This is a genomic window from Nitrobacter sp. TKz-YC02, assembly GCF_049852135.1.
Lineage (GTDB): Bacteria > Pseudomonadota > Alphaproteobacteria > Rhizobiales > Xanthobacteraceae > Nitrobacter > Nitrobacter vulgaris.
On the sequence record NZ_CP180728.1, the window covers coordinates 3861087 to 3883862 of the forward strand.

At 60.6% G+C, this 22776-nt stretch carries 11 protein-coding genes; 5 read left to right on the forward strand and 6 right to left on the reverse strand.

The annotated features are described in order from the left end of the window. Nucleotides 1-1105 precede the first annotated feature (1105 nt). The 4 genes from ACM561_RS18540 to ACM561_RS18555 all read right to left on the reverse strand — a co-directional run bounded on the left by ACM561_RS18540 (nt 1106) and on the right by ACM561_RS18555 (nt 6681). On the reverse strand, nt 1106-4300 hold the full coding sequence (locus ACM561_RS18540; RefSeq protein WP_425907057.1) for an efflux RND transporter permease subunit: 3195 nt from the start codon (nt 4298-4300) through the stop codon (nt 1106-1108). Nucleotides 4301-4309: 9 nt separating this feature from the next. Continuing rightward, entirely contained in the window at nt 4310-5437 is a 1128-nt protein-coding gene (locus ACM561_RS18545) for an efflux RND transporter periplasmic adaptor subunit (RefSeq protein ID WP_425907059.1), read from the reverse strand. A 162-nt stretch (nt 5438-5599) separates the two neighbouring features. Then, on the reverse strand, nt 5600-5965 hold the full coding sequence (locus ACM561_RS18550) for a ferrichrome ABC transporter substrate-binding protein (RefSeq protein ID WP_425907060.1): 366 nt from the start codon (nt 5963-5965) through the stop codon (nt 5600-5602). A 161-nt stretch (nt 5966-6126) separates the two neighbouring features. Next, nucleotides 6127-6681 (reverse strand): flavin reductase family protein, encoded by a 555-nt coding sequence (locus ACM561_RS18555; RefSeq protein WP_425909831.1) that lies wholly within the window; start codon nt 6679-6681, stop codon nt 6127-6129. Between the two features lie 605 nt (nt 6682-7286). Between ACM561_RS18555 and ACM561_RS18560 the strand changes: the two genes are divergently transcribed. From ACM561_RS18560 to ACM561_RS18580, 5 genes are read left to right on the forward strand one after another with little or no spacing between them, the layout of a single operon-like run. Beyond that, nucleotides 7287-7859 (forward strand): carboxymuconolactone decarboxylase family protein, encoded by a 573-nt coding sequence (locus ACM561_RS18560; protein WP_425907062.1) that lies wholly within the window; start codon nt 7287-7289, stop codon nt 7857-7859. Between the two features lie 17 nt (nt 7860-7876). Then, nucleotides 7877-8965 (forward strand): acyl-CoA dehydrogenase family protein, encoded by a 1089-nt coding sequence (locus ACM561_RS18565; protein WP_425907064.1) that lies wholly within the window; start codon nt 7877-7879, stop codon nt 8963-8965. After that, nucleotides 8962-9774 (forward strand): ABC transporter ATP-binding protein, encoded by an 813-nt coding sequence (locus tag ACM561_RS18570; RefSeq protein ID WP_425907066.1) that lies wholly within the window; start codon nt 8962-8964, stop codon nt 9772-9774. Before ACM561_RS18565 ends, ACM561_RS18570 begins: the two co-directional genes overlap by 4 nt. Before the next feature lie 54 nt (nt 9775-9828). Further along, nucleotides 9829-11031, forward strand: coding sequence for an ABC transporter substrate-binding protein (locus ACM561_RS18575; RefSeq protein ID WP_425907068.1), 1203 nt, complete (start codon nt 9829-9831; stop codon nt 11029-11031). Then, the gene (locus tag ACM561_RS18580; protein WP_425907070.1) at nt 11028-11885 is read left to right on the forward strand and encodes an ABC transporter permease; all 858 of its coding nucleotides are present in this window, start codon (nt 11028-11030) and stop codon (nt 11883-11885) included. Before ACM561_RS18575 ends, ACM561_RS18580 begins: the two co-directional genes overlap by 4 nt. Nucleotides 11886-12027: 142 nt before the next feature. Here ACM561_RS18580 and ACM561_RS18585 read toward each other — a convergent pair whose 3' ends face one another. Both ACM561_RS18585 and ACM561_RS18590 read right to left on the reverse strand, forming a co-directional pair. After that, nucleotides 12028-12327: a hypothetical protein gene (locus ACM561_RS18585; RefSeq protein WP_425907072.1), complete on the reverse strand. Its 300-nt coding sequence runs from the start codon at nt 12325-12327 to the stop codon at nt 12028-12030. 131 nt (nt 12328-12458) lie between these two features. After that, on the reverse strand, nt 12459-22673 hold the full coding sequence (locus ACM561_RS18590; protein ID WP_425907074.1) for a neuraminidase-like domain-containing protein: 10215 nt from the start codon (nt 22671-22673) through the stop codon (nt 12459-12461). Between the last annotated feature and the right edge of the window lie 103 nt (nt 22674-22776).

Here is a 22776-nt window from a genome sequence, read left to right on the forward strand (position 1 = left end):
GGCGCGGCGAATAGTGAACTGACGCGACCTAAAACGACCAGCTTGCGGTTATGGCAGAGGACTATGTCGAACATCGACGAACGTGTGCGAAAGACGGCAATCTATGCTGATTACACCCCAGTAGTTTCCGGATCTGGCTGCGTGCTGGAGGACTCCGTCATGATGCAGCTGAAGGATGGACAACAGATGACACCAGCAGTCCTTCTATGAAGGCCTGCTGATGTTCATGTCGTCGACCGGAACGCCAGCGGCCCCCAACCGGCGAAACCTCGTGCTCTTGATCAAGGACAGTGGTGTCCCGGCGCTCGTGCGCGCACAGCGACCGTTACGGTAACCTAAGGACACGAAAGGCAAGGCGGTCAAAACGAGGAGTATCACGTCGTGTCCACAACGAACGCGCCAGCGGTAGGTACGCGACATCGTTGGCGAGCTGCCGTTTCATCTCCTCGCAAACGTCACGATTCCAGAGCCATTATGCTGCAATGGTATCGCAGGTATGCTGTTTCTGCACTGCACATGAGGTCAAAGTCCTGTTAACCGTTTGCCCGGCTTTCGTAGAAGGGCAGTGAAACTTCCGGCTCTTCCTGAATGACTATCACGCGCCTGTGTTCGGCCGCCTTTGGACCGGTAACAGACCGTTAAGGTTTCTCGCTGTTAAAGAAGGGTCGATAGGGTATGCACATGCAAGTCTGGAACCCTGGGAATTTTACAAAGACACCGGATAACAACCGGGCCGGCTGGGCTATGGCAGGCGCGGTCGTGGCACTGATGGCCAGCCTCGTGTACTTCACGAACGGGCGCAGCGGCCATGAGACGCCTCACGGGCACGAGCAGCATGCCGCTGTTCACTTTCAGTTGCACAAATAAGCTTGAGCCGCACAGGCCGAAAGCCGTCGGCCTTGCGTGAACCAGAGGCTATCCAGCTCGGTTTCGACGGATAGTCGAAGGTTTGCTTGAACCTTTTATCGAGTTCGAGCGCCTTATCATTGCTGGGGATTTCAGGGCCCAGTGCGTATTAGCCAACGCCGGCAGCGAACATACTCCGCTGTCCGGCGTTGTGCGTTTTGGGGCGTTGGTGCCGCCAGGACTAGTTGATGGTGCGCGATCATTCTGCGGCCCTCCGTGTGAGTTCGAAGTTGACCACTTTCTCCGGACGCTTGCGTCCAAATAAGACATAAAGCGCGGGCAGCACGAACAACGTCAGCAGTGTCGCGCTGATCAGACCGCCTATCACTACGGTGGCGATCGGCTTTTGAACCTCCGCACCCGTGCCAGTGGCCAACGCCATCGGGACAAAGCCAAGTGAAGCCACCAGAGCCGTCATTGCGACCGGCCTCAGTCGGGTCAGCGCTCCTTCATAAATCGCATCCAATTTTGCCAGGCCTTGCGCCATGAGTTGCTTGATGAATGCGAGCATCACCAAACCGTTGAGGACCGCGATCCCGGATAGGGCGATGAATCCTACCGCCGCCGACACGGAGAACGGCAAGCCGCGCAGCCAGAGAGCCAGGACGCCTCCGGTCAGGGCAAGAGGCACGGCGCTAAATACCAGCAAGGCATCGCGCGCCGAGCCGAGAGCGCTCATCAACAGCAAGAAGATCATCAGAAAGCACGCGGGAACCACGATCGACAAACGCCAACGAGCCGCCTCCAGGTTCTCGAACTGCCCGCCCCATGTCATCCAGTAGCCGGCAGGCAGCTTCACCTGCGCATCGATTTGCGCACGCGCATCGTTCACCACGGAAGCGATGTCGCGATCGCGAACGTTGGCGGTCACCACGACACGGCGCTTGCCATTCTCGCGGCTGACCTGGTTGGGGCCTTCGCCAAATGTAAAAGCCGCCACTTGGTCCAATGGAATGGTTAGGGGTACCGCGCCCATTGCGGGAAGGGATACGGGCAAACTTTTCAAGGCATCGAGATCGTGGCGGATTGTTTCGGGCAACCGCACGACAATCTCAAAATGCCGGTCACCTTCAAACACGACGCCAGCATCCCGCCCGCCGATTGCCGCGCCGATAACCTCCTGCACCGCCGCGAGGCTGAGGCCTCGCCGGGCGATCTCAGCCTTGTCCACCGCGATGTCCAGAACCGACAGGCCGCTGGCTTGCTCGACTTTGACATCCTTGGCGCCCTTGGTGGCCCTTAGGACGCTCGCGACCTGGTCGGCGGCGCGCAGCAAGGGCTTAAAATCATCGCCAAAGATCTTGACCGCGACGTCGCCACGCACTCCTGCCAGCAGTTCATTGAAACGCATCTGGATGGGTTGGGTGAACTCGTAATTGTTACCAGGTAGCTCACGCACTGCCGACTCGATTTGTTGGATCAAGGCCTCCTTGGAGAGATTTGGATTAGGCCATTGCTCCTCTGGCTTGAAGATAATGAAGGTATCGGCGGCATTCGGTGGCATCGGGTCCGTTGCAATTTCGGCCGTGCCGGTCTTCGAAAAAACAAAGGCGACCTCCGGTAATGCGCTAACCGTCTTTTCAATCTCGATTTGCATGGCCTGCGATTGCGTCAGGCTGGTGCTTGGAATGCGCAGTGCGTGCATGGCGACGTTTTTTTCGTCTAGGGTCGGGATGAACACCTGGCCCAGGCGGACAAACACCAGCAACGCGACGACAAACATGAGGGCCGCACCTACCATCACTGGCAGCGGATGTTTGATCGTGCGCATCAGCAAGGGTGCGTAGGATTTCTTCAGCCGCCGAACGATGCCATTGTCGCCTTCGGCGACACGACTCGTAATGAATATGGCAATCAACGCCGGCACGAACGTCAGCGACAGGACGAACGCCGCGACCAAAGCGAGGATGACGGTCAACGCCATCGGCTCAAACATCTTACCCTCGATCGCGCTGAAGGTCAGCAACGGTACATAGACCAGGATGATGATTGCTTGGCCGTATACGGTAGGGCCGATCATTTCCTCTGCTGCGCTATGCACGGTGTCCAGACGCTCAGAAAGAAAGAGCCCGCGGCCTAAGGTGGCCTGGCGTTCGGCGAGGTGCCGCAGTGTGTTTTCGGCGATGATGACCGCGCCATCGACAATCAGACCGAAATCCAGTGCGCCAAGACTCATCAGGTTAGCGCTGATGCCCCCCCGCAACATGCCGGCTGCCGTCATTAACATGGCGACGGGGATGACAAGGGCGGTGATGAGCGCCGCGCGGAAGTTTCCGAGCAGCACGAACAGCACGAGGATCACCAACAGAGCGCCTTCAACGAGGTTGGTGGCGACGGTCCTCACCGTGGCGTCCACAAGCTGAGTGCGGTTGAGCGCGGTTTTGATTTCAATGCCGGCCGGCAGGGTGCGGCGCACCTGGTCGATTTTCGCGTCGACAGCTGCCGCAACGGTGCGGCTATTGCTGCCAATCAGCAGGAGCGCCGTGCCGACAACGACCTCGTGGCCGTTCTCGCTGGCGCTGCCAGTGCGGATTTCACCACCAATCGCCACTTGGGCAACGTCGCGGACACGTACCGGTACCGAACCTCGCGTGCTGATAACAACATCGCCAATGTCCCTAAGATTTTCGAGTCTTCCACCGGTACGCACGGCGATCCCTTCGCCGTTGCGCTCGATGACGCTGGCGCCGCGGCTGACGTTATTGGCTTCAATGGCGCGAGCGACATCACCGAAGGACAGGCCTAGCGAGGTCAACTTCAAGGGATCAGGTCGGACGTGGTATTGCTTGACATAGCCACCGATGGAATCGACGCCGGCTACGCCCACCACGCTCTTGATCTGCGGCCGAACCATCCAATCCTGCACGGTACGCAAATACGCGGCGCGCTCCACGTCCGTGTTGAGTCGCTCGCCTTCTGGCGTGACGTAAGCACCGGCGTCGGGCGATGTGGGAGCAAAGCCGATCGACCACATGTAGATTTCACCCAGGCCGGTGGAGATAGGCCCCATCTTCGGATCGACACCGGGCGGCAGGTTCGGACGCAATTCCAGCAAACGTTCGCCGACTTGCTGGCGCGCGAAATAGATGTCCGTTTTTTCCGTGAAAACGGCTGTTACCTGGGAGAAGCCATTGCGCGAAATTGAACGGGTGCTTTCCAGGCCGGGTATACCGGCAAGCGCGGTCTCGATGCGAAACGTCACCTGTTTTTCAATTTCGACCGGCGACAACGCGAACGCCGTAGTGTTGACCTGAACCTGCTTGTTGGTGATGTCGGGGACGGCATCAATGGGAAGCCGGATTAACGACCACAGGCCCAACGCCACGGCACCCACGCTGAGGAACACCACAACCCACCGGTACTGAATCGATAGCGCGAGAATGCGGCTGATCATGGTCATCCCCTAGTCTTCATGCTCGGCCTCGGCCTTGCCGAGGTCAGCCCTGAGGGTGAAGGTGTTGGCGACGGCGATGCACTCCCCGGCCGACAGGCCGGCAGTTACCTCGGCCAGGCGCCCGTCCTGCCGGCCAATGGACACCTTGCGCGCCTCAAAACCTTTAGCCGTGCGGACGAACACGACAGTATCGCCTTTGAAGGATTGCAGAGCTGTTTTCGGCACCGTTACAGCTGCTGATGTTACATCCGTCGGGATCTCGGCGGTGATGAAAGAGCCCGGCCGCCATTTAAGTGCAGTGTTGTCGACCGAGGCGACCACGCGGGCGGCGCGCGTGTCCTTATCGAGTAGCGGGCTGACGAACATGATGGTCGCCGGGGATGGCTCACCTCCGGTACCGACCGCGATGTTGATTTTCTGGCCTTCGTGGACGCTCGCCAAGTCAGACGATGGTACCGCAAGCTCGGCCCAAACGACGTCCAGATTGACGATGACGTATAGCTCGCTCTCCTGGCCTTCGCGGCCGACCAGCGACCCAAGCTCGACACGGCGTTCCGCAATACGTCCGGCAATCGGCGCCCTCAGCTCCTGTAGTCGCAGCGTCTCGACGGGCTGTTGAGGCAGGGCTTCAATTTGTTCAGCAGTCAAGCTGAGCGCGAAGAGCTTTTGGCGGGCGATCTCGATTTTAACGCGAGCATCTTCAAACGTGGTACGAGCCCGCAGGAAATCGTTTTCGCTGAGAATCTTGCCTTCAAACAACCTGGTCGAACGATTGAACAAGGTTTGCTGCAAATCGAACACCAACCGCGCGGCTAGGTATTCGCTCTTGGCGTCGGCCACCTCGCGGCTTTCGATCACGGCGACAACTTCGCCCGCCCGCACGGTATCACCCAACCGCTTGCGCAGCTCCGCCACTGTGCCGAGCAGCCGAACCGCAACCCGCGCGATGTGGTCGCCGCTGGGCACGATGGAGCCAGGCACTGCAATGCGTTTGCCCAGCATGCCGCCTTGCACTTCGCTGACGGCGAACTTGCCGGCATCCACCTGCTTCTCGCTGACCGTAACCACGAGTTCATCGTGTTTTTCCTCGTCTCGCTTTTCGTCGTGCGCCGCGAGGGGAAATGCCGCGCCGAGCACAAGCACAGCCGCGAGCAACCAAATCCGGACCATTACCAATATCCCGTGAACGAGCCTCGATCGCTCGTGATTTCGCCAAACCGTTCCCTGAACGCACGCAAGCCGTCGCATTGCCTGCGCAACGGGACGTGCCAACGGGGGCCTAGACGGCCGCCTGGGAGGTTAGGCGCGGGGTGGTTTGAACAGAGGAAGGCCGGCAAGCGCGGCAGGGAATTGCTCCCGACCGGACGCCACCAGGCGCACGACGGGATCCGCCGGGGTCATCGCTACCGTCGCATGCTGGGCGGTAACGTGGGAGAAACAGTGCCCGCTGTGGCACGGCAATTGTTGTTCTGGCGTATCCGGCGAAGAGTCCGGGTTGGCGTTCGTCATCACGACCGCGGAATCGGCTTTGGCAAACGTCAGACCACATCCGGCACAGTGAACCAGCGAGAACAACAGGCCGACGGTGAGCAGCAAAACGAACGGCAGTCGGCAAAGCCGACTTCCGATTTCCTCATTTAACGCCATGCCGCCGAACCGGGTCATCGTCTATTCAGTCAACTCCTCTCGTGGGATCTTTTCAAGGTCCCACTTGTTAAAAAATTATGATCAAAAGCGCGGGCGCAGGCGGAACGGGATTGAGAATGGCATAATGAATGCCGCAATTGCGGTCGCAGTGGTAGCGGGCCAACAATCTGTGGCGAATATCACGTAGTCGAAAAAACTGAGTCAGAAATAGTTCCGGCGCCGGAATTCTGAGTTATTTCCAGATACGTCCCATGCCAGTACGCCAGCGCGCTGCGGTTGCTGGAGAGATGCACATAACGCACGCGGCCAATGACAATGTCGTGAGAATGGCGCTCGATGATGTCGTCGACCTCGCAATCCAGCGCAGCGAGCGCATCCGTCAGAAGCCGCGCACCGGTTATTTTTGTCATCCATTTCGCGCCGAGATAGCGGCCTGCGCCTTTCACGCCGCCGCGCCCTGAAAACCTTTCGGCAATTTCGGCCTGGCGAGCGTTCAGCACGTTTACGCCAAACACGCCATGCCGCAACAGTATCGGCCACGCGGATGACTTTCGATTGATGCCGAAGATGACGGTCTCAGGTTCGATGGAAAGCGACGATACTGACGTTACGGTCAGGCCAGATACATCACTGCCCTGTCCAACCGTGATTACACTTACCCCACTGGGAAGCCTTCGCATCGCGTGGCGAAAGCTTTCGGTTGCGTTAACCGTGTCGGCTTCCAGAATACTCATTCTGGTCACGGTCGGAACGCCGGATCCAGAAGCTAAATCAGCTGCTGCCATTTTTGATTTCAATGACCTTCAAAATTCTGAACAGAACTCATGGGCGATGACGCGGCGCGATGTCGAGTGGTTCCGAAAAATAGCAATGCATGCATCGCGAACGCGATAAGCGCGAAAAAGTTATTTTTTGATTTGCTGCACCGGAACGCCAAACATTCCCTCATCACGTCGACGTCTTGTGAAGAAGCTCGATCGATTCACCTATCCCTTCCGATGATCGAGAAAACGGATACGAACGTCTTTCAAAATTCAATCGTTCGAGAAACGAAGAAAGGAAAATGCCTACGCCGCTAGCGAGCAGCACTACGTCACTAGAGAGTACGCATGGCGCCTCGCCTGATCTTAAAATAATCTCCCTCTTCGTTTGCAGGCCAGAATAGCAGCATGCTCTTAGCCGCCGGCTAAGAAGGTCGTTTCTTGTTATTTTTTCAAACGGGTTGTCGAGACTGGACGCCTGTTTCACCATCATCATATCGAAGGTCTCATAACCTGACTGAGTTGGCCGCCGCTCTTCGCGCCGGTCCGCTTGGATCGATACCACCGATAGGATGCACATGACACGCTTGCCAATTCATACCGCTACCACAGCCCCTGAAGCCGCAAGGGAACGGGCCCAGAATGCCGAGACGGCGAACGGCTTTTTACCTAACCTGATCGGACTTTTGGCCAATGCGCCAACAGCGTTGGAGACCTATCAAACCGTGAGCGGCATCAACGCGCGCAGCGGCCTAACGCTAGCGGAGCGAGAGGCAGTGCAGATCACCGCTGCCGCGACCCATGGCTGCGGCTTCTGCGTCGCCGGTCACACCGCGATCGCTTATAAAAAAGCTGACCTGAAGGACGCTACCGTCAACGCGTTACGCGATGGCACGCGTGGGCCGGATGCACGCCTCAATGCCGTAGCGGACTTCACCCGCGCCGTGATCCGCAGCCGCGGCCGTGTCGAGGATTCCGAATTGAAGGCGTTCCGCAACGCCGGCTTCAACGACGCCAACGTGCTGGAAGTGGTGCTCGGCGTCAGTCTCGCGACGCTGTGCAACTTCGCCAACAACCTCGGACAAACAGACCTCAATCCGCAGCTTAAGCCTTACGCATGGAACAACTCGGCCGCCGTCGCTGCCGAGTGACGGATGAAGGTATCGCCATGACACATTTAATCTCCGATCTCGGGGCATGGCTTGACGCCAGCGCCTCTCATCTCGACACCACTGCCGACACGGCCGCAGCGGTTCTTCCCAAGCTCGCGGACGCAGGTCTGTTTGGGCTGGGCGTGCCAGTGCAATGGGGTGGCAACGGCGGCCATGTCGCTGATGCGGTCAACGCCATCGCCGAGGTCTCGACGCACTCGCTGACCGCGGGCTTCGTGTTCTGGGGCCATCGCACATTCATCGAATATCTGCTGCAGAGCCCCAACGTCGCTCTGCGCGAGACGCTACTGCCGGATCTATTAGCCGGCCGGCGCGGCGGCGCTACCGGCCTGTCCAACGCGATGAAATTCCTTTCAGGCATTGAGAAATTGTCGGTGCATTCCCAGCGTAGCGGCACTGCACTACAACTCGACGGTTATCTGCCGTGGGTGACCAACCTACCCGCGGCAGGCTTTGATGTTGCGATGGCTGTCAAGGGTGCGAATGGTGCTCCTGCCTTTATCGCCGCACTGACTTCCGACGATTCCGGTCTCGAACGCTCGCCTGATCTCGATCTGATGGCAATGCGCGGATCAAACACCGCGGCGCTCAAGATCGCCGGTGTGCGTATTGGCGAGGATCGCGTTATCCATCACAATGCTACCGAATGGCTGCCGAAGGTAAGGCCCGCATTTTTGGCGATGCAGTCCGCGTTGTCTGTCGGCTTGGCGCGTCGCGCACTTGCGGAAGCTACCGCCAGACTTCGCAATGATCGCGACATCCTGAGTGAACCGGTCGCTGCGCTTTCCGCCGAACTCACTTCCACCGAAACTGCGCTGCATGAAGGGCTGCGTGGAGGCCGCTTCATCGAACACCCGGCAAGCCTGTTCCGCCTGCGCATCCGTCTCGCTGAGATTGCGGTGCAGGCCGTACAGTTCGAGCTATCGGCCTCCGGCGGCCGGGCCTATCTGTCTCAGCCCGGCGCAAGCTTCCAGCGCCGGCTGCGCGAGGCTGCTTTCATTCCGGTCGTCACGCCCAGCCTCGTGCAACTGAAGCTCGCGCTTCGCGTTCAGGAATTGCCAGCCGCAGTCGGCGCGACAGCATGACCGCGGCCGCACAAACCGCTTCCCCGGCACCAGATCGTCAGGCTGCTATTCTTGAAGCCGCCGGCGTTGTGCTGCGCTATCCCGACCAACCGCAACCAGTTGTCGGGGCGTTCGATTTTGAGTTGGCCGCAGGCGAGACCGTCAGCGTGCTCGGTCCGAGCGGAGTCGGCAAATCGAGCTTGTTGCGCGTGCTTGGCGGGCTGCAAAAACCAACCGGCGGCACAGTGACAATGAATGGCAAGCCGCTGCAGGGCGTGTCACCGCGCGTTTCCATCGCCTTTCAGGACGCAAGCCTGCTGCCATGGCTGTCGCTGGAGAAGAACGTTGCGTTCGGGCTCAACTTCAAGCACCAGCCGCGTCTGACTCCGGAGGAAAGCAAAGTCCGCGTCGACGTTGCGATCCGTGAAGTAGGACTGACGCACGCACGGCACTGCTTTCCCGAGCAACTGTCCGGCGGCATGGCGCAGCGCGCCGCGCTGGCGCGATGCCTGGCGCGCAAGCCGGAAATTCTGCTGCTCGACGAACCCTTCGGCGCGCTCGACGAAGTGACCCGTACCGAGATGCAGCATCTGCTTCTGAAGGTGATGCGCGATTTCCAAACCGCGGCGATCCTGATCACTCACGACATCGATGAGGCCCTGTTGGTCTCTGATCGCATCCTGCTGCTCGGCGGGACACCGGCGCGAGTGATCGGCCAATGGTGCATCGACCTGCCGACACCGCGCGAGAACTACATCGCAGAGCTTGGCGTCATCCGCGTTGAAATTCTCTCACGACTGCGCCACGCGACCAAGCGGCGCATCAACTAAACCGATCACGCAGCGGCGCCGCGCGCGACCAGATGACGATTCAAAGGACCCGCCATGTCGATCGACGAATTTTCCCGTTATGACGTCTCCCGCCGTCAGATGCTGCGCCTATCGGCGCTGCTGACCGCCAGTGGCGCGCTGCCGCTCCTGAAGGCATACGAGGCGCGCGCCGAGGTCGCGGATGTGCCACTGCGCATCGGCTATCTGCCGATCACCGATGCGACGCCGCTTCTGGTCGCGCATGGCAAGGGGTTTTTCGAGGAGGCAGGCATCAAGGCCGAGAAGCCGGTGCGCCTGCGGAGCTGGGCGCAGGTGCTGGAAGCCTTTATCTCCGGACAAGTGAACGCCGTCCATCTGCTGTCGCCGATGACCGTCTGGGCACGCTTCGCCAGCAAGGCTCCGGCCAAAGTGGTCGCCTGGAATCACACCAGTGGCTCCGGCCTCAGCGTCCTTCCGCACATCAACAGCGTCAGGGATCTTGGCGGCACTACGGTCGCCATTCCGTTCTGGTACTCGATCCATAATGTGGTGCTGCAAATCTTGCTGCGCGAGAACGGATTGAAGCCGGTGTCGAAACGCACAGGCGCCCCCGCCGCCAACGAGGTCAATCTCGTTGTCATGGCGCCGGCCGACATGGTGCCAGCACTCGCCTCGAAGCAGATCAGCGGCTATATCGTCGCCGAGCCGTTCAACGCAGCGAGCGAGGCGCTTGGTGTCGGAAAGATCCTGCGTTTCACCGGAGATGTCTGGAAGGATCACGCCTGTTGCCTGGTGTTCATGCATGAACGCGATATCCAGCAGCGCCCGGAATGGGTGCAACGCGCAGTCAACGCGATGGTCAAAGCGCAGCTCTGGACGCGGGAACATCGCGCCGAGACGGCGGCGCTGCTCTCCAAGGACAATCCCAACCAATACACCCCGCATAGTGTCGAGGTTCTCAGCAAAGTGCTGGCGCCGCCGGAGGCCGACGATGCCGCCTACATCAAGTCTGGCGCGATCAAGCATCCGGACTGGCGCGAGCGCCGGATCGATTTCCAGCCCTATCCGTATCCAAGCTACACCGAGGAACTGATCCGGCGCCTGCGGGAAACATTGGTCGAGGGTGATCGCGCGTTCCTCGATACGCTCGATCCGGCAGCCGCTGGCCGCGAGCTTGTCGACGATCGTTTCGTCAAGAAGGCGGTGATCGCGGCAGGCGGTATGGCGGCGTTCGGTCTGCCAGAATCCTTTACCCGCACCGAGGTCGTGGCGACATGAGCACAAGCTGGCCAAGCGACAGCCTGAGCCGCTCCGCATCTCCGCGGCTCGCTATGTTTGCGAGTCGTTTTGGCGGCAAGCCGTTGCTGACGCTGCCAGCATTGACCAACAGCCTGCTCGGCATCGGCGGACTGATCATGCTGCTGTTGCTATGGTGGCTCGGCACCGATGTCCTGGCTTCATCTGAAGGATTTATCCGGCAGTTCTCGCCAACCACGGCGATCCCCAAGCTCGTAACGATGCTGGCGCAGGCTGATCTGTCAGTGCATATTTTCGCCAGTCTGCGCCGGGTGCTGATCGGTCTCGCTTTCGCGTTGCTGATCGGCGTGCCCGTCGGGCTCGCAGTCGGCAGTTATAGCCGTCTCAACACCGCGACCTCGCCGGCGTTTCAGTTTCTGCGCATGATCTCACCTCTGTCGTGGATGCCGATTGCGGTGATGATGTTCGGCGTCGGCGACCAGCCGATCTATTTCATGTTGGCGTTCGCCGCGGTGTGGCCGATTCTGCTCAGCACGGCCGAAGGTGTGCGGCGGCTGCAGCCGAGCTGGCTCAATCTTGCCGGCAGCCTCGCCGCGACGCGCTGGGAAACACTATGGTACGTGATTCTGCCCGGCGTGCTTGGCCATGTGCTGACCGGATTGCGGCTTTCCGTCGGTATCGTTTGGATCGTGCTAGTGCCGTGCGAGATGCTCGGGGTCTCGGCCGGTCTCGGCTATTTCATTCTCGATACCCGCGATCGCCTCGCTTATTCGGAGCTGATGGCCACGGTGCTGATGATCGGCATACTCGGCTTCCTGCTCGATGTCGGAGCGCGGATGCTGTATCAAACTGTCACCCGCAGTCACACCGCCTGAGGGATCGTCTCGCTCTCCTATAGCGTTGGCTCAACGTTTCGACCGGCCTTGGCTGTGGTTCCCCCCGAGTGGCGCGATCAAGCCACCGCTAGCACTTGGCTCGGGTAACGCCGTGCACCTGATCAGGCAGATTGCTAGGGAATCAGGATCGACCCAATTTCGCTGGCTTTTCCGGGCGTCTTTCCTGCTGGAGCCGCGCCGGCGGGCGCGGGTCTTTACCGGTGACCGCCATGAACTCCTCAAGAGTGAGATTGAGCTTGTCGCCGTTCGAAAGCTGCATCACCGCGTAGGTCTCGTCCCCCTGCTGTGGCAAGACCCGCACGGTGACGATCTGGTCCACGTTGAGGAAGAAGCCGAACCTCAGCTCGATGAGTTCCACCGCGCTGGCTCTCGGCTTCGGAGCAGGCTTTTTCTCTTCATCACGCGTGCTCTTTTTGACCATAGACCCTCCCTCCACTGCTATAGCGTTTTCGAGCGAAGTGGATACCGGTTCGCGTTAAGAAAACGCGTTATATCAAAATCATAGAGCTTCGCTTCCGACTCCGTCAGAAGCGGAAAAGCTCTAAGCTCTTCTCAACACAGTGCCGCACAGTCGTTGTCGCAAGCGGGCTGCCTCGGCAAGCATCGCTCAGGTGGACCGGCCTCGAACGAGCACACCAGGTAGGCGCGGTAAACGACGCTAACGCTTTCGGGAAACAAGAAATGGCCGATCGTGATCGGATAGTCGTCTCGCAGGAATGGGAACGGATACTCGATCACGCCGTGGAACAAGCAAGGCCAGTCTTCGCTCGCCACGCAGGTGAAAAAGTAACGGTCGCAGCACTTCTCCTCCGCGCCGTCCTGATGCTCCGGCAGAAACTCGATCTCGTGGTTGCGTACGTCTTGACACGGGCGCGTCTCGAACCAGAGCTCGACTCGTCGCATGCGAACAGGCCGCTCGCCCGGCAGGTACGGGAACATGCTGCGGCTCATGCGCAATGCGAGCGCGCGTGCGCAACCTGACTCCTCGACAACCGGCCCAAGACCCTTGAACCGTTGCCACGCGTCCGAAAAGTCCTGTCGCCAGTCGAAGAAGCGTAGTCCGGCGCCCGGCAGCATGCAGGATGCCGCTGCCCAACTCGCTTCTCTCAGCGACGAACCGCCTTCGCGAGCAGTGTAGCTCAACTGGAAGATCAGGTCGCTGAGCGTGTCGATGTCGAAAGCGTTCGTCTCGATCGGAAGCTCGATCCGCCACCGACTTACCGCACCCGCATATTCAAACGGCAGATAGCGTTCGTCTCGGAAATTGAGCTCGAACAATCCGGTGTCGTTCTGACCCGTGGAGGTTGCGATCGCCTCAGTGGCGCCGTACCGCTTCACAATGCGGGGGTCGTTCTTGATGGCTTCGTAGCGCTGCTGCTCACAACAACCACATGTACACTGGCCGTGGCAGCATTCTTCGACGTCGAGTAACGTAGGTTCGACGCGAGTCGCGCTGCTCAGTAGCGTCAGCTTGCAATGAACCCCTGTGTACGGACCGGCGACGCAGGGGATCGTCAGACTCACTGCCTTGATCCGACGCAGATAATGCCCGGGATACTCGCGGTCGAGACGCCATTCCGGAATTTCGATCTCGCAGGCACCGGTCGTCTTGAGCTGAAGGAACGCGAGCGGGAAATCGAGGCGCAGCGACAAACGCGTGACCAGCTCTTGCTCCCGTCGATTCTGATCGAAGTACGCCTTCTCCATGGCGCGCAGCGCCGTCGACAGACGCTCGCCGACCAGCAGACCTTCATGCAACCCATCCCAAACGTTCAGCGGCAGGTAGCTTTGCGTCGTCAACTCGCGCTCCAGCTGGAATGCCCGCTGCGCCTGCCGCGCCCAGCACCATGCGACATCGAACATCTGTCGGTGCAGCGCCGCGACCTCCTGCTGCAGAAAGAGATAGAGCGAGTGATTCGTGAACTTGTCGCGCAGGAAGTCCTGAACCTCCGCGGCTTGTTGCTTCTGCTGTGCCAGGTTGTTCAAGTGGCGCAAGGCAGCATCGCGCTTGCGCTCGGCGCCCAGAATTTGCCGCTCGATCTGCTGGATTTCGATATCGAGCACTGTGACCTGGAACACCCAATCGGCCTCGCGACGATCCCATCCCGACTCGGTCAGCGCCAGGCCGCTTTGCGTGTTGGTGATGTCGGAGGACGTATAAAGGATACGGGCCGCAGCGGCGAACGCATGGGCGAGCTTGGTGCCGATAGGCATCTTGAACACCGACACCGGCGTGGACGCGACACCCGCAACACCCGTCGTATTGTCAGGAATGAGATTCATGACCTGACCGACCGCCTCGACGATGTTGCCGGCCGCACGCGTGGTCATCGAGACGCCCATCAGGTTCTGATAGCTCTGTTCTTTGGGGATGAGCCCATTCGCAATAAGGTCGGCATAGTATTGGCGTTTTGCCTGCGCAGACTGTTTCGACTTCTGCAGCGCCTGAACCTGCCAGTCCGCTTCGCGAAACTCCATGCGACGGATTTCTTCGGTCAGATTCTGCAACTGCCGCTCATGTCTCGATCGCATGGCCGCGAGGAATTCGGCATCTCCTTTTTCGAATGCCGCAATCAGTTCAGCGCCAAACGTACGCACCTCGTTTGCCGTTTCCAGCGCGCGCTGGAGGAGAAACTGGAAGCGATAGGGACTTGGCGGACAACAGCAACCGTCGTCCAAACAGTTCGTGGCCTCGGTCTTCCATCCGCGTCGTACAGGATCGTCACCCCAATACGAAGTGTCCAGGTGCAGGACGCCGCCCTTCAATCTGGCTTTCGTGAGGCATTGGTGAAGCGCATCGAGCTGATCGGCGACGTTATCGTAGATCTCCATGAGGCGAGGGTTGAGCGGCGGGAGTCGTGGCACGAACGCCGCTACCGTCTGCGGACTCTGGCCGTCATCCTGGCCGTAGATCGTGCGCGGCCGCTGGCCGAGAAACTGCGAAAGCGTATCGAGGCGCAGCTTTGCCACCGCATAGCCTTCGGGTGAGTTCTTGCACATCGCCGATTGCGCGTGCTGAAGTAACGTCTCGAGATACGACAGCACGACGCTACGCTGCCGGGCCGCGACATCCGTCCTTACCAGGGTATCGCAACACGGATCCTGATCTGTGCGTCCCGCGTTGCTCACCGCTAACAGCACGGTGGGCGCAACATCCCGGCCGGGATTGGCGTTCGGGCTCGCGTCGAGATTCGGCTGATCCGCCCCTGCACCGGGCACTGCGGGGTTGGGGCCTGTGTTTACGCCGCCCGTCGGCACGCTTCCTCCGTCGCGCGGCGGCCTGCGACACGTCGACCAGCTCAGGTCCTTGTCGCCGGGAGTGAAGTAGAACTCATACCACTTCAGCGCCGCCTCGTAGCGGCAGTGGGTACGTAGTGTTGCCGCAACGGTCATCGCTGTCGCGAAGATCGAGGGTTCGAGCGGCGCGCCCGGCAGAAAATAGACGAAGAACGGATACGCTGACAGTGAGGGCGGGAACGGTCCGGCGGGGGCCGGCGTTGCGATCACTCCGGGCAATACCACTGCGGTATCAGGCGCGATATCGTATCGGAAACCCCAAGGCGACGGATCCGTGAAGCCGAGCGGAAGCGCATCGGAATTGGTGACGCGGAATCGTAACGAGTCTCCCTCGCGACCGTCGAACTGGAGCTGCGGTTCACCTGCTGCAAGGATCACATGAACGCCGTCATCGGAGTAACGCGGTGTCTGGAACTCACCGTTGTGCACGCGAACCCACGCGAGTTTTACCATCGGCTTCGTCGGCCAAGCGAGCAGTTTTGGCAACTGCGCGGGGCGATGCCAATCAGACGTCATGTCACCGGGCGCGACCCCCCAGTCGGCATCCTGATACAGGGTCTTGTCGGCGACGTTGAGAACGGTCGGATCGTAGTATTTCGAGTTCACCAGCCAGAAATAATATTCGTCCATCACAGGCGGATGCACGCGCCCGCAGTCACAGCAGCACGGCGACGCTGCATTCGCGGCCGGCATGAACAAAGACGTGGCCGGCGGCTCACCGGCAGCGGCGATACGCAGGAAGCGAGTGCCCAGTCGGACCGCCGCCTGCAGCCAGAGCGGCAGCTGCGGCGAAGCCGACCCGTTCGGGTCGACTCCATTCCCATTTCCGCCGTTTCCGTTCGCGGCACCTGACGCGACAGCGACGATTCCGATGACAGGTCCGTCCGGATTACCACCCGGAGTATCGCCGCCGCCCCGCAACTGCATCTGCGACGGCGCAAGCCAGCTCGGCCGTGCGTGTCGCTCAGGCCGCCCCATCAACCCGAGATTCTCGGATTGCGCCACCTGCTTGAGATAAGAGGGATCTCGATGCTGCAAGGAAATGAGCGCCGGATTATCGGGCCAATACGGCTCCGGCCAGTATTCCATGCCGCCCGGCTCGATCGCTGTGAGCGTTCCCCGCCTCAGCTCGGATTCGAGGAAACGGAATGCCTCCGTCTGGATCGCATGCTCGTGCTCGCTCCACTCGACGTAATTCTCCCTGTATAACAAGCGCCGGCGGCACGCCTGCCAGATCCGGAAGGTCGCGAATATCTTGTCCCAAGCCGCGGCAAACTTTGGCGCGATCGTGAACGTCGGTTCCTGAGAAAGTCGCGCGCGTTCAACGAACGACTGCACGGCCGTGATCGCCTCCTCGATACGGCTCGCCTTCTCGCAGACTCCCGCTTCGACGTCGAGCAACAGCAGCGCACCGATGTCGCGGGCCGACGTCGTAAAGCTGCCGGGTGCGAACGGCAAGGGCACGCGATTCATTCCCGTGAGCCAGGCCAGCAAGGCCGCCCACGCCCGCCCGCGCAGCAGATTGTTGAGACGCTCGAGATCGGCATAGCGCCTTGGGGGGCGCTCGATCATTCCGTCGCGATAGAACTTCGTCAGATTGGCATTACCAGCCGCCATCGCGGCCGCCGTGCTCGCGGCCCAGACATCGGGCTGCGCGAACGACAGATCGCGAGGCACGAACGCCTGCAACAGCGTCTGCACCCAAAGCGAAGCGCGCCAGCAGCGTATCGCCCAACGATCGTCGCAGATCTTCGTCCAATCGACGGTGACGCCGTCATGAAAATCCAGGATCAGCGGCGCGTTATTCACGTCGACGCCGAGGTCCATGAGCAACGGAACTGGATCGATCGGCTGTTGGTTCGATGCCTCGACGAAGCAAAGCCACGCCAGCCGCTCACTGCACCGCCGAACGGCTTTTCGCATGTGAGCGTAGTCGTAGAGTCGTTCGAACCAATCGAACAATGCCTGCCTGCGCCGCACGGACGGCGTGGCACGCTGGTCGAACGACGCCGGAGGATTTCGTTCCGGGTCGCCGGCGTAAACATCGCCAACCGGAAGGTAATTGAAGTCCAGTGATGCGCGGTGGGACGTGAACGGTGCACCCGCCACATAGCTGAAGCCAGCAAAAAGCGCTGGCGAGGACAGCATGTATTCGATCTCGGAAACGTTCGCGCGGGCAACCAGACCTGCGGACAACCGCAATCGATGACAGAAGAGCAGCGCTTTGAACGCGCGTTCATAGGTGCGACGAATGTCGCGCAGGCTGCTCGTGTACTGTTGCGCGAGATACTCTGCCGCCGACGGAACGACTGCCATTTCACTCGTCAACGGGGCGGTCACGACATCGCGGTACAGGCGCTCCGCAGGAAGCGCGACGATGCAGTTCTGCGTATCGGGGCCTTCGTACTTCACAGTGAAGCCGGTGCGGGCACGCACCAACTCGTTTTTCTCGTCGAATTCCGGCTGAATCTGCTCAAAATCGATGTCGATGAAATAGGCGCCACGCTTCAGATGCAGCGGGCCGGATATGCGGTCGGGTGCTTGCTCATCCGCCCAGCGATAGTTGAGCAAACGGAACGTCTTCTGCCCGCGCCGCAGATTGACCCGCCACTTGTTGTGATTGCACTTTTCGAAATCGGGTCGCTCGCAGTCCGGCGTCGGCGCCCCAGCAAAGAACGTGTACGTGCCCGGCTTCTCGACAATGAGCACGCCAGACCAGTGCGCGGTGAATCCTTCGGCGCCGGCAAGCGGCAGCCCGTCCGCTTCACGAAGCGCGATTCCGTTCCGGATCAGTGCGAACTCATGCTCGGTCGCCGGCAACGCGAAATCGAGTTTCGGAACGATAGTGGGGATCGGTGCATTCCAATGGTTGTTGGCGTGCGTGAATGCGTCCATCGCCCCGGTCAGCTGAGGCCACACCTCGCCGCTCGAGTTCCTCACTTCACCGAGCAGGCCGGTGCCCGTGAGGCCCATTAGAGCAGCGAATGCGCCACCGGTCGGCTGCGCCCAGGTGAAGCCTGCCGGAAGCTGACCATCGTCACGCTCCCACGGGCCGGTCGCAAAATTTTCATCGCCCAGTAGACGGCGGAGGATCAGCAGGGCGAGATCGACCTCGACCTCACCCTTATCCGAAGCATAGCCGACGTGACACGCTAGGTGTTCCGCAACAGAGCGCGCGCGGTGTGAGAACGTCATGAATGCACGCCGGAAATAGTCCCACCGTTTCCGTTCGTCCGATTCCTCTATGAGCGCCTTCTCCGCCTCTACAAGGCTCGGAAACAGAAACGAGAATCGTGCCAGTTCTGCACGAGGCAAGAAGTATAGTTGCTGAACCGCTGCGCGCTCATTGGCCGTCAGCTGCTCGATCGCGTTGAGTTTGAAGAGCACATCCTCATTGCGAAGAGGAAGCTCCATGACGAGCTCTTGTGCGAGAGCGTCGTATTGGAAGGGTCCGGGATGCGGAAAATTCCACATACTCGCCACCGTGCCTGGGAGCACGGTACGGTATTGGCGCGCCTGCGGCCCGGCGGAAATGCCCGAGCGCGCCAGCGCGTCGGGAAAGAAGTGCTCTCCCAACTTTTGCAGCGGATCCGTTCCGACCGCAGGGTCGTAGCCGAACTCCGTGCGCATCGCCGTGGAGAGCGCCGTCCAGGTCAGCGCGGCAAAGTCTTCGTCCTTCGTCCGGACATGCAGGAGCCTCTCGCGCAGTTTCCACAGATCGAAGGGGTGCCCCTCTTCCGGAAAATCGAAGGGTTGATCGAGAGCTTCGTTCTCTTCCTGCTGGAAGAATGGATCGTCGCCGCCGAGATGCTGATCGACCGAGAAGAGATACAGCAGTTCCCCCGTCGTGAACGACGAACCATAGATCTTCGCCAAAATCTCCGTGAAGCGCAGGGTACTGGTCGGTTGCGCATTCCATCGCGCTGCGGCCGCATCGAAGCCGCTCAGCAAGGCCAGCGAGTCCAGGTTTTGGCGTAGGATCTTCATGAACTCCGGCGGACGATGGCGACGATGGCTGCCCGGGCGCCGGCCTGGCGCATGCTCACGCTCGGCACGATCCTCGACGCGACCGAGAAGGTGATCGACCGCCCAATCGAACGACGACGCCGGTCCCGCGCTCCATAGGCCGAGTAGCCGGGTGCGCGTCGCACCGCTCGCATTCGGCGCGGCATGATCGGTGCCGAGATCGAGTTGCCAATCGTCACGCAGAATCTGAAACGATGCGAGCTGCCGGATGAACTCCGGATTCGCGTTGGCACCCTGGAATAAGTTCAACACGAGGCAGATGTCGCAAAGATCGGCAAAACTGTAGCCCGCACCACGCAGGCACTTGAGCGATCGCCAGAGTCGAATGAACACCATCAACCGGCGAAGCGCGTCTTCGACGGACTCCGGATTGATGAACCGAATGACGAAATCGTCGGCACAGCACGGTTCGCATATCGGGAAGTCTGGGTCCTGCGGCAGACCCGCCGGCCCGCCGGCCGCATTGAACTGATCGGGAATCCGGCGTTCGAACTCCACGAACTTCGACTTCCACAGTTCGAGGAACTCGCAATACTGAAGCCCTGTCCGTTTCAGGAATTCCGGCACGCGCACGACGATCGACTTCCAGTCGACGCCATTGATGATGTCGGCCGGGAACCCGTACATCTTATGCAGATCTGTCGCGCTGATCGGGTTCAGATAGAGCGTCTGGTGCTCGGCCGGTGAAAGCCCGAGGTACTCGAGCGCCAGTTCGATGCGCACCGGATAACGCCATAGATGTTTCTGAAAATCGGCCGCTTCCTCGCCCGCATCGATAGCGAATTCGGTAATCTGCTCGCGGAAGGCACGCATCGTCGCGAACCGCGACGTACCCATCGCGCAGAGATACGAACGCGAGATATCGAGGGGCTGCGAGTACGGCAGCAAAGGCGATGAGAAATCGGTCTCAAGCGTCGCGTAGGCGCCCGGTCGTTTTACCGGCGTCGCGGGCGTCGAGTGTTCGGGCAGGGCGGCGAAGAGCGCGTTCGGCGGGTGCCCCTCGCTCTCTTTGTCATCGGGCGCTTTGAGCGTGTGGCCTCCGAGCGCGACTCCATTCGTGTCATACACGACGCCCGTCGCACTACCATCGACCAGCGCTTCAAGATTCTCGTTGACGATGTCGATCAGAGGCAGCGTCGTGCAGAGATTAGCGGCCGTGGCGTGCAGATCGCCGAGCGGCCCGCGACGCGACGCGATCAACGCGCCGAGTGGATTGCCGGTCGCAACCGGATGATCGCATGTGGAACCGAAACCGGCGGCAAGCAAGTGCTGCAAGTATGTCACCGGACCCAGCGGCGACAAGTGCCAGGGTGGGATGCAGTTGACGAGCGAGGCGTCGGGATTGATCGGTGTGAACGGACCGGGCGCCACAGGCGCGGCGCCCGCGACCGAGCCACCGGCCGCAGCCTGAATGGCGGCAGCGTGCGGATAAGCCACCGTACCCGTCAACGCGTACTCGAACTCCGTCGACGACAACGCCTGAATCTTCTCGCGAGAGGTGAACCCCCGCGCATAGAGCGCTTCGAGCAGCGAGAACTGCAACGATGCCGGACCTACGCCGCTCGTCGCGCGTAGCAACTCGTCGATGGTCTGAAGCGCATTGAGCAGCCAAGCCTGCGCGTTCGCATCGCCGGGGAACACCGTCTGCAAGGCATTCACGATAAACGGCGCGTTCCAATTCGCGACGGGAAATACAAAACCAGGGGCCGCCGCGAGAAAGGCTCCAAACGGTTCATTATCGGCGATGGGTATGGCTAGCGCATGCACCCCCGCGCCCAGCACCGGCGGCGGTGCGATGGACAGCACCTCGAAGTATTTGCGGACCTGCCGAACGAACGCCTGCACGCGCTCCTCGGGCGTACCCGGATTCGTGAAGTCGGGCAGCAGTCCCACATTGCCGGGCAGGAAGAAGGCCATCCACTGCTGAACCGTGAGCGCCTTCAACTGTCCCGTGCTTGCGACCGGGATGGCCTTGATTGCTGCGATCAGCGCCGTGGCGTCCGCTGTAACGACGGTCTGCTGAGTAACCACGGCCAGCACGAGATCGAGGTGGCCCGGCACGAGCGCGGCTGGGAAAGGACTCTGCTGCCAGAAAGGATCGATCGACGGGTTGGTGTCCGCAAGCCACGCGGTCACAAGCGCATTTACATTCGGATTGAGCGGGCATAACGGGGGCCGCTGCACGCGTCCACGCCCAATCGCGACAAGGCGTCGAGCCGCATTCTCGGGCGGGATCGCAGCGACGGGGATGATGTTCGCATCGATCGCCGCCTTGATCCCCGCAACGATGCGCGGCTCGTCATCGTCGGTCGCCATGCGGTAACGCTGATCGGCGGTAACGTTCGCCGCGAGGGTCGCTGAGAGCGCGTAGAAGTATTCCGCGGGCACCTGAAAGTTGAGCGTCAGGCCGCCGCTATCCTCAATGACGACGTCAGCCTGCCTGAATGTAGAACCCGGCGTCGGGGGCGTGCCGGTTTCAACCGGGAAATGCAGACTCGCACGTACCGGTGCCGCACTCTGCTGCTGGGCCCAGACCGCAGCCGATATTGCGAAGACATATTGGGCCAGCCGATCCGAATTCGCATTCTGAAGCGCGTAATAGCCTAACAGGCTCGCCTCATACTGCTTGCGATCCATGTCCGCCCGGTCGCGATCGTCGTTGCTCCAGGACGTGTCGGTCTGCGGACGCGTGTACATTTCCTCGAGCCGCCGGTCGTTCGGTCGGTCGGGCGGCGGTGTGATCTGGCGATTCCAGATGATCTCGCGCGCAACCTGCCGTGCCTGCGCGGCGGTAAGCGGGCTCCGGTTGGCAAGCGCGGCGCCGGCGTCGGGATCCTGCGCCAGCACCTTGTCCACTGCAGTACGAAGCGAAGCAAATTTCGGCGGCGTTCCGTCCGTTGGCAAGTCGACGAATGCGGCATTGGGATCAAGCGCAACCGAAGGATCGGGCAGTGAAACCACCAGCGCGGGCGGATCGACGCCGATATAGGTTACCGGATTGTTCGAGATCGGCGCATTCGGCTCGGTCTTCACATTGAAGTCAAGCCGTTCGTAGGCAACGATCTCCGTGCCTTGCTTTATCTCGAGACGCAGGTCGCTTGTGTTGAACTCCGCGGCCGGCGAATTGAGCTCGATGACAGCGGTTGCGACCGCTTCCAGGCGCACGTCCGGTTCAGGCGGCGCGGGCAGCGGAAGCACCTGCACCGGGTACACTGAGAAGTGCTGCGCAATCCTTTGCGTCGCCGGCGTAAACGCTGGGCCGGACGCGTTGATGCCGGTGTTCGGAACCCACGCGCCCTGCGCCTGTCCGACGAGCGTGCCATCGGCCGTATTGTCAAAAGACAGGTCGAACGCACGAATGGAAAGATTGGCCAGATAGTTGCTGAAGTCGGCGCCGCTGGTAGGCTTCATCGGCACGAGGCGGACCAGAATGACGTGTGGCATGACGAGAATTCCTTTGCCTACTTCTCTTTTCTTTCTGCGATCAGTTCATGCGGATCACCGCATGAACGCGATCCGACCGCCGGGACGACAAGGGCCTACCGTT

Excerpts from the sequence above, each read along its gene's own strand:
- ACM561_RS18540 (WP_425907057.1), bottom strand. The coding sequence starts at position 4,300 with ATGATCAGCCGCATTCTCGCGCTATCGATTCAGTACCGGTGGGTTGTG.
- ACM561_RS18550 (WP_425907060.1), bottom strand. The coding sequence starts at position 5,965 with ATGACCCGGTTCGGCGGCATGGCGTTAAATGAGGAAATCGGAAGTCGG.
- ACM561_RS18555 (WP_425909831.1), bottom strand. The coding sequence starts at position 6,681 with ATGAGTATTCTGGAAGCCGACACGGTTAACGCAACCGAAAGCTTTCGC.
- ACM561_RS18560 (WP_425907062.1), top strand. The coding sequence starts at position 7,287 with ATGACACGCTTGCCAATTCATACCGCTACCACAGCCCCTGAAGCCGCA.
- ACM561_RS18565 (WP_425907064.1), top strand. The coding sequence starts at position 7,877 with ATGACACATTTAATCTCCGATCTCGGGGCATGGCTTGACGCCAGCGCC.
- ACM561_RS18570 (WP_425907066.1), top strand. The coding sequence starts at position 8,962 with ATGACCGCGGCCGCACAAACCGCTTCCCCGGCACCAGATCGTCAGGCT.
- ACM561_RS18575 (WP_425907068.1), top strand. The coding sequence starts at position 9,829 with ATGTCGATCGACGAATTTTCCCGTTATGACGTCTCCCGCCGTCAGATG.
- ACM561_RS18580 (WP_425907070.1), top strand. The coding sequence starts at position 11,028 with ATGAGCACAAGCTGGCCAAGCGACAGCCTGAGCCGCTCCGCATCTCCG.
- ACM561_RS18585 (WP_425907072.1), bottom strand. The coding sequence starts at position 12,327 with ATGGTCAAAAAGAGCACGCGTGATGAAGAGAAAAAGCCTGCTCCGAAG.
- ACM561_RS18590 (WP_425907074.1), bottom strand. The coding sequence starts at position 22,673 with ATGCCACACGTCATTCTGGTCCGCCTCGTGCCGATGAAGCCTACCAGC.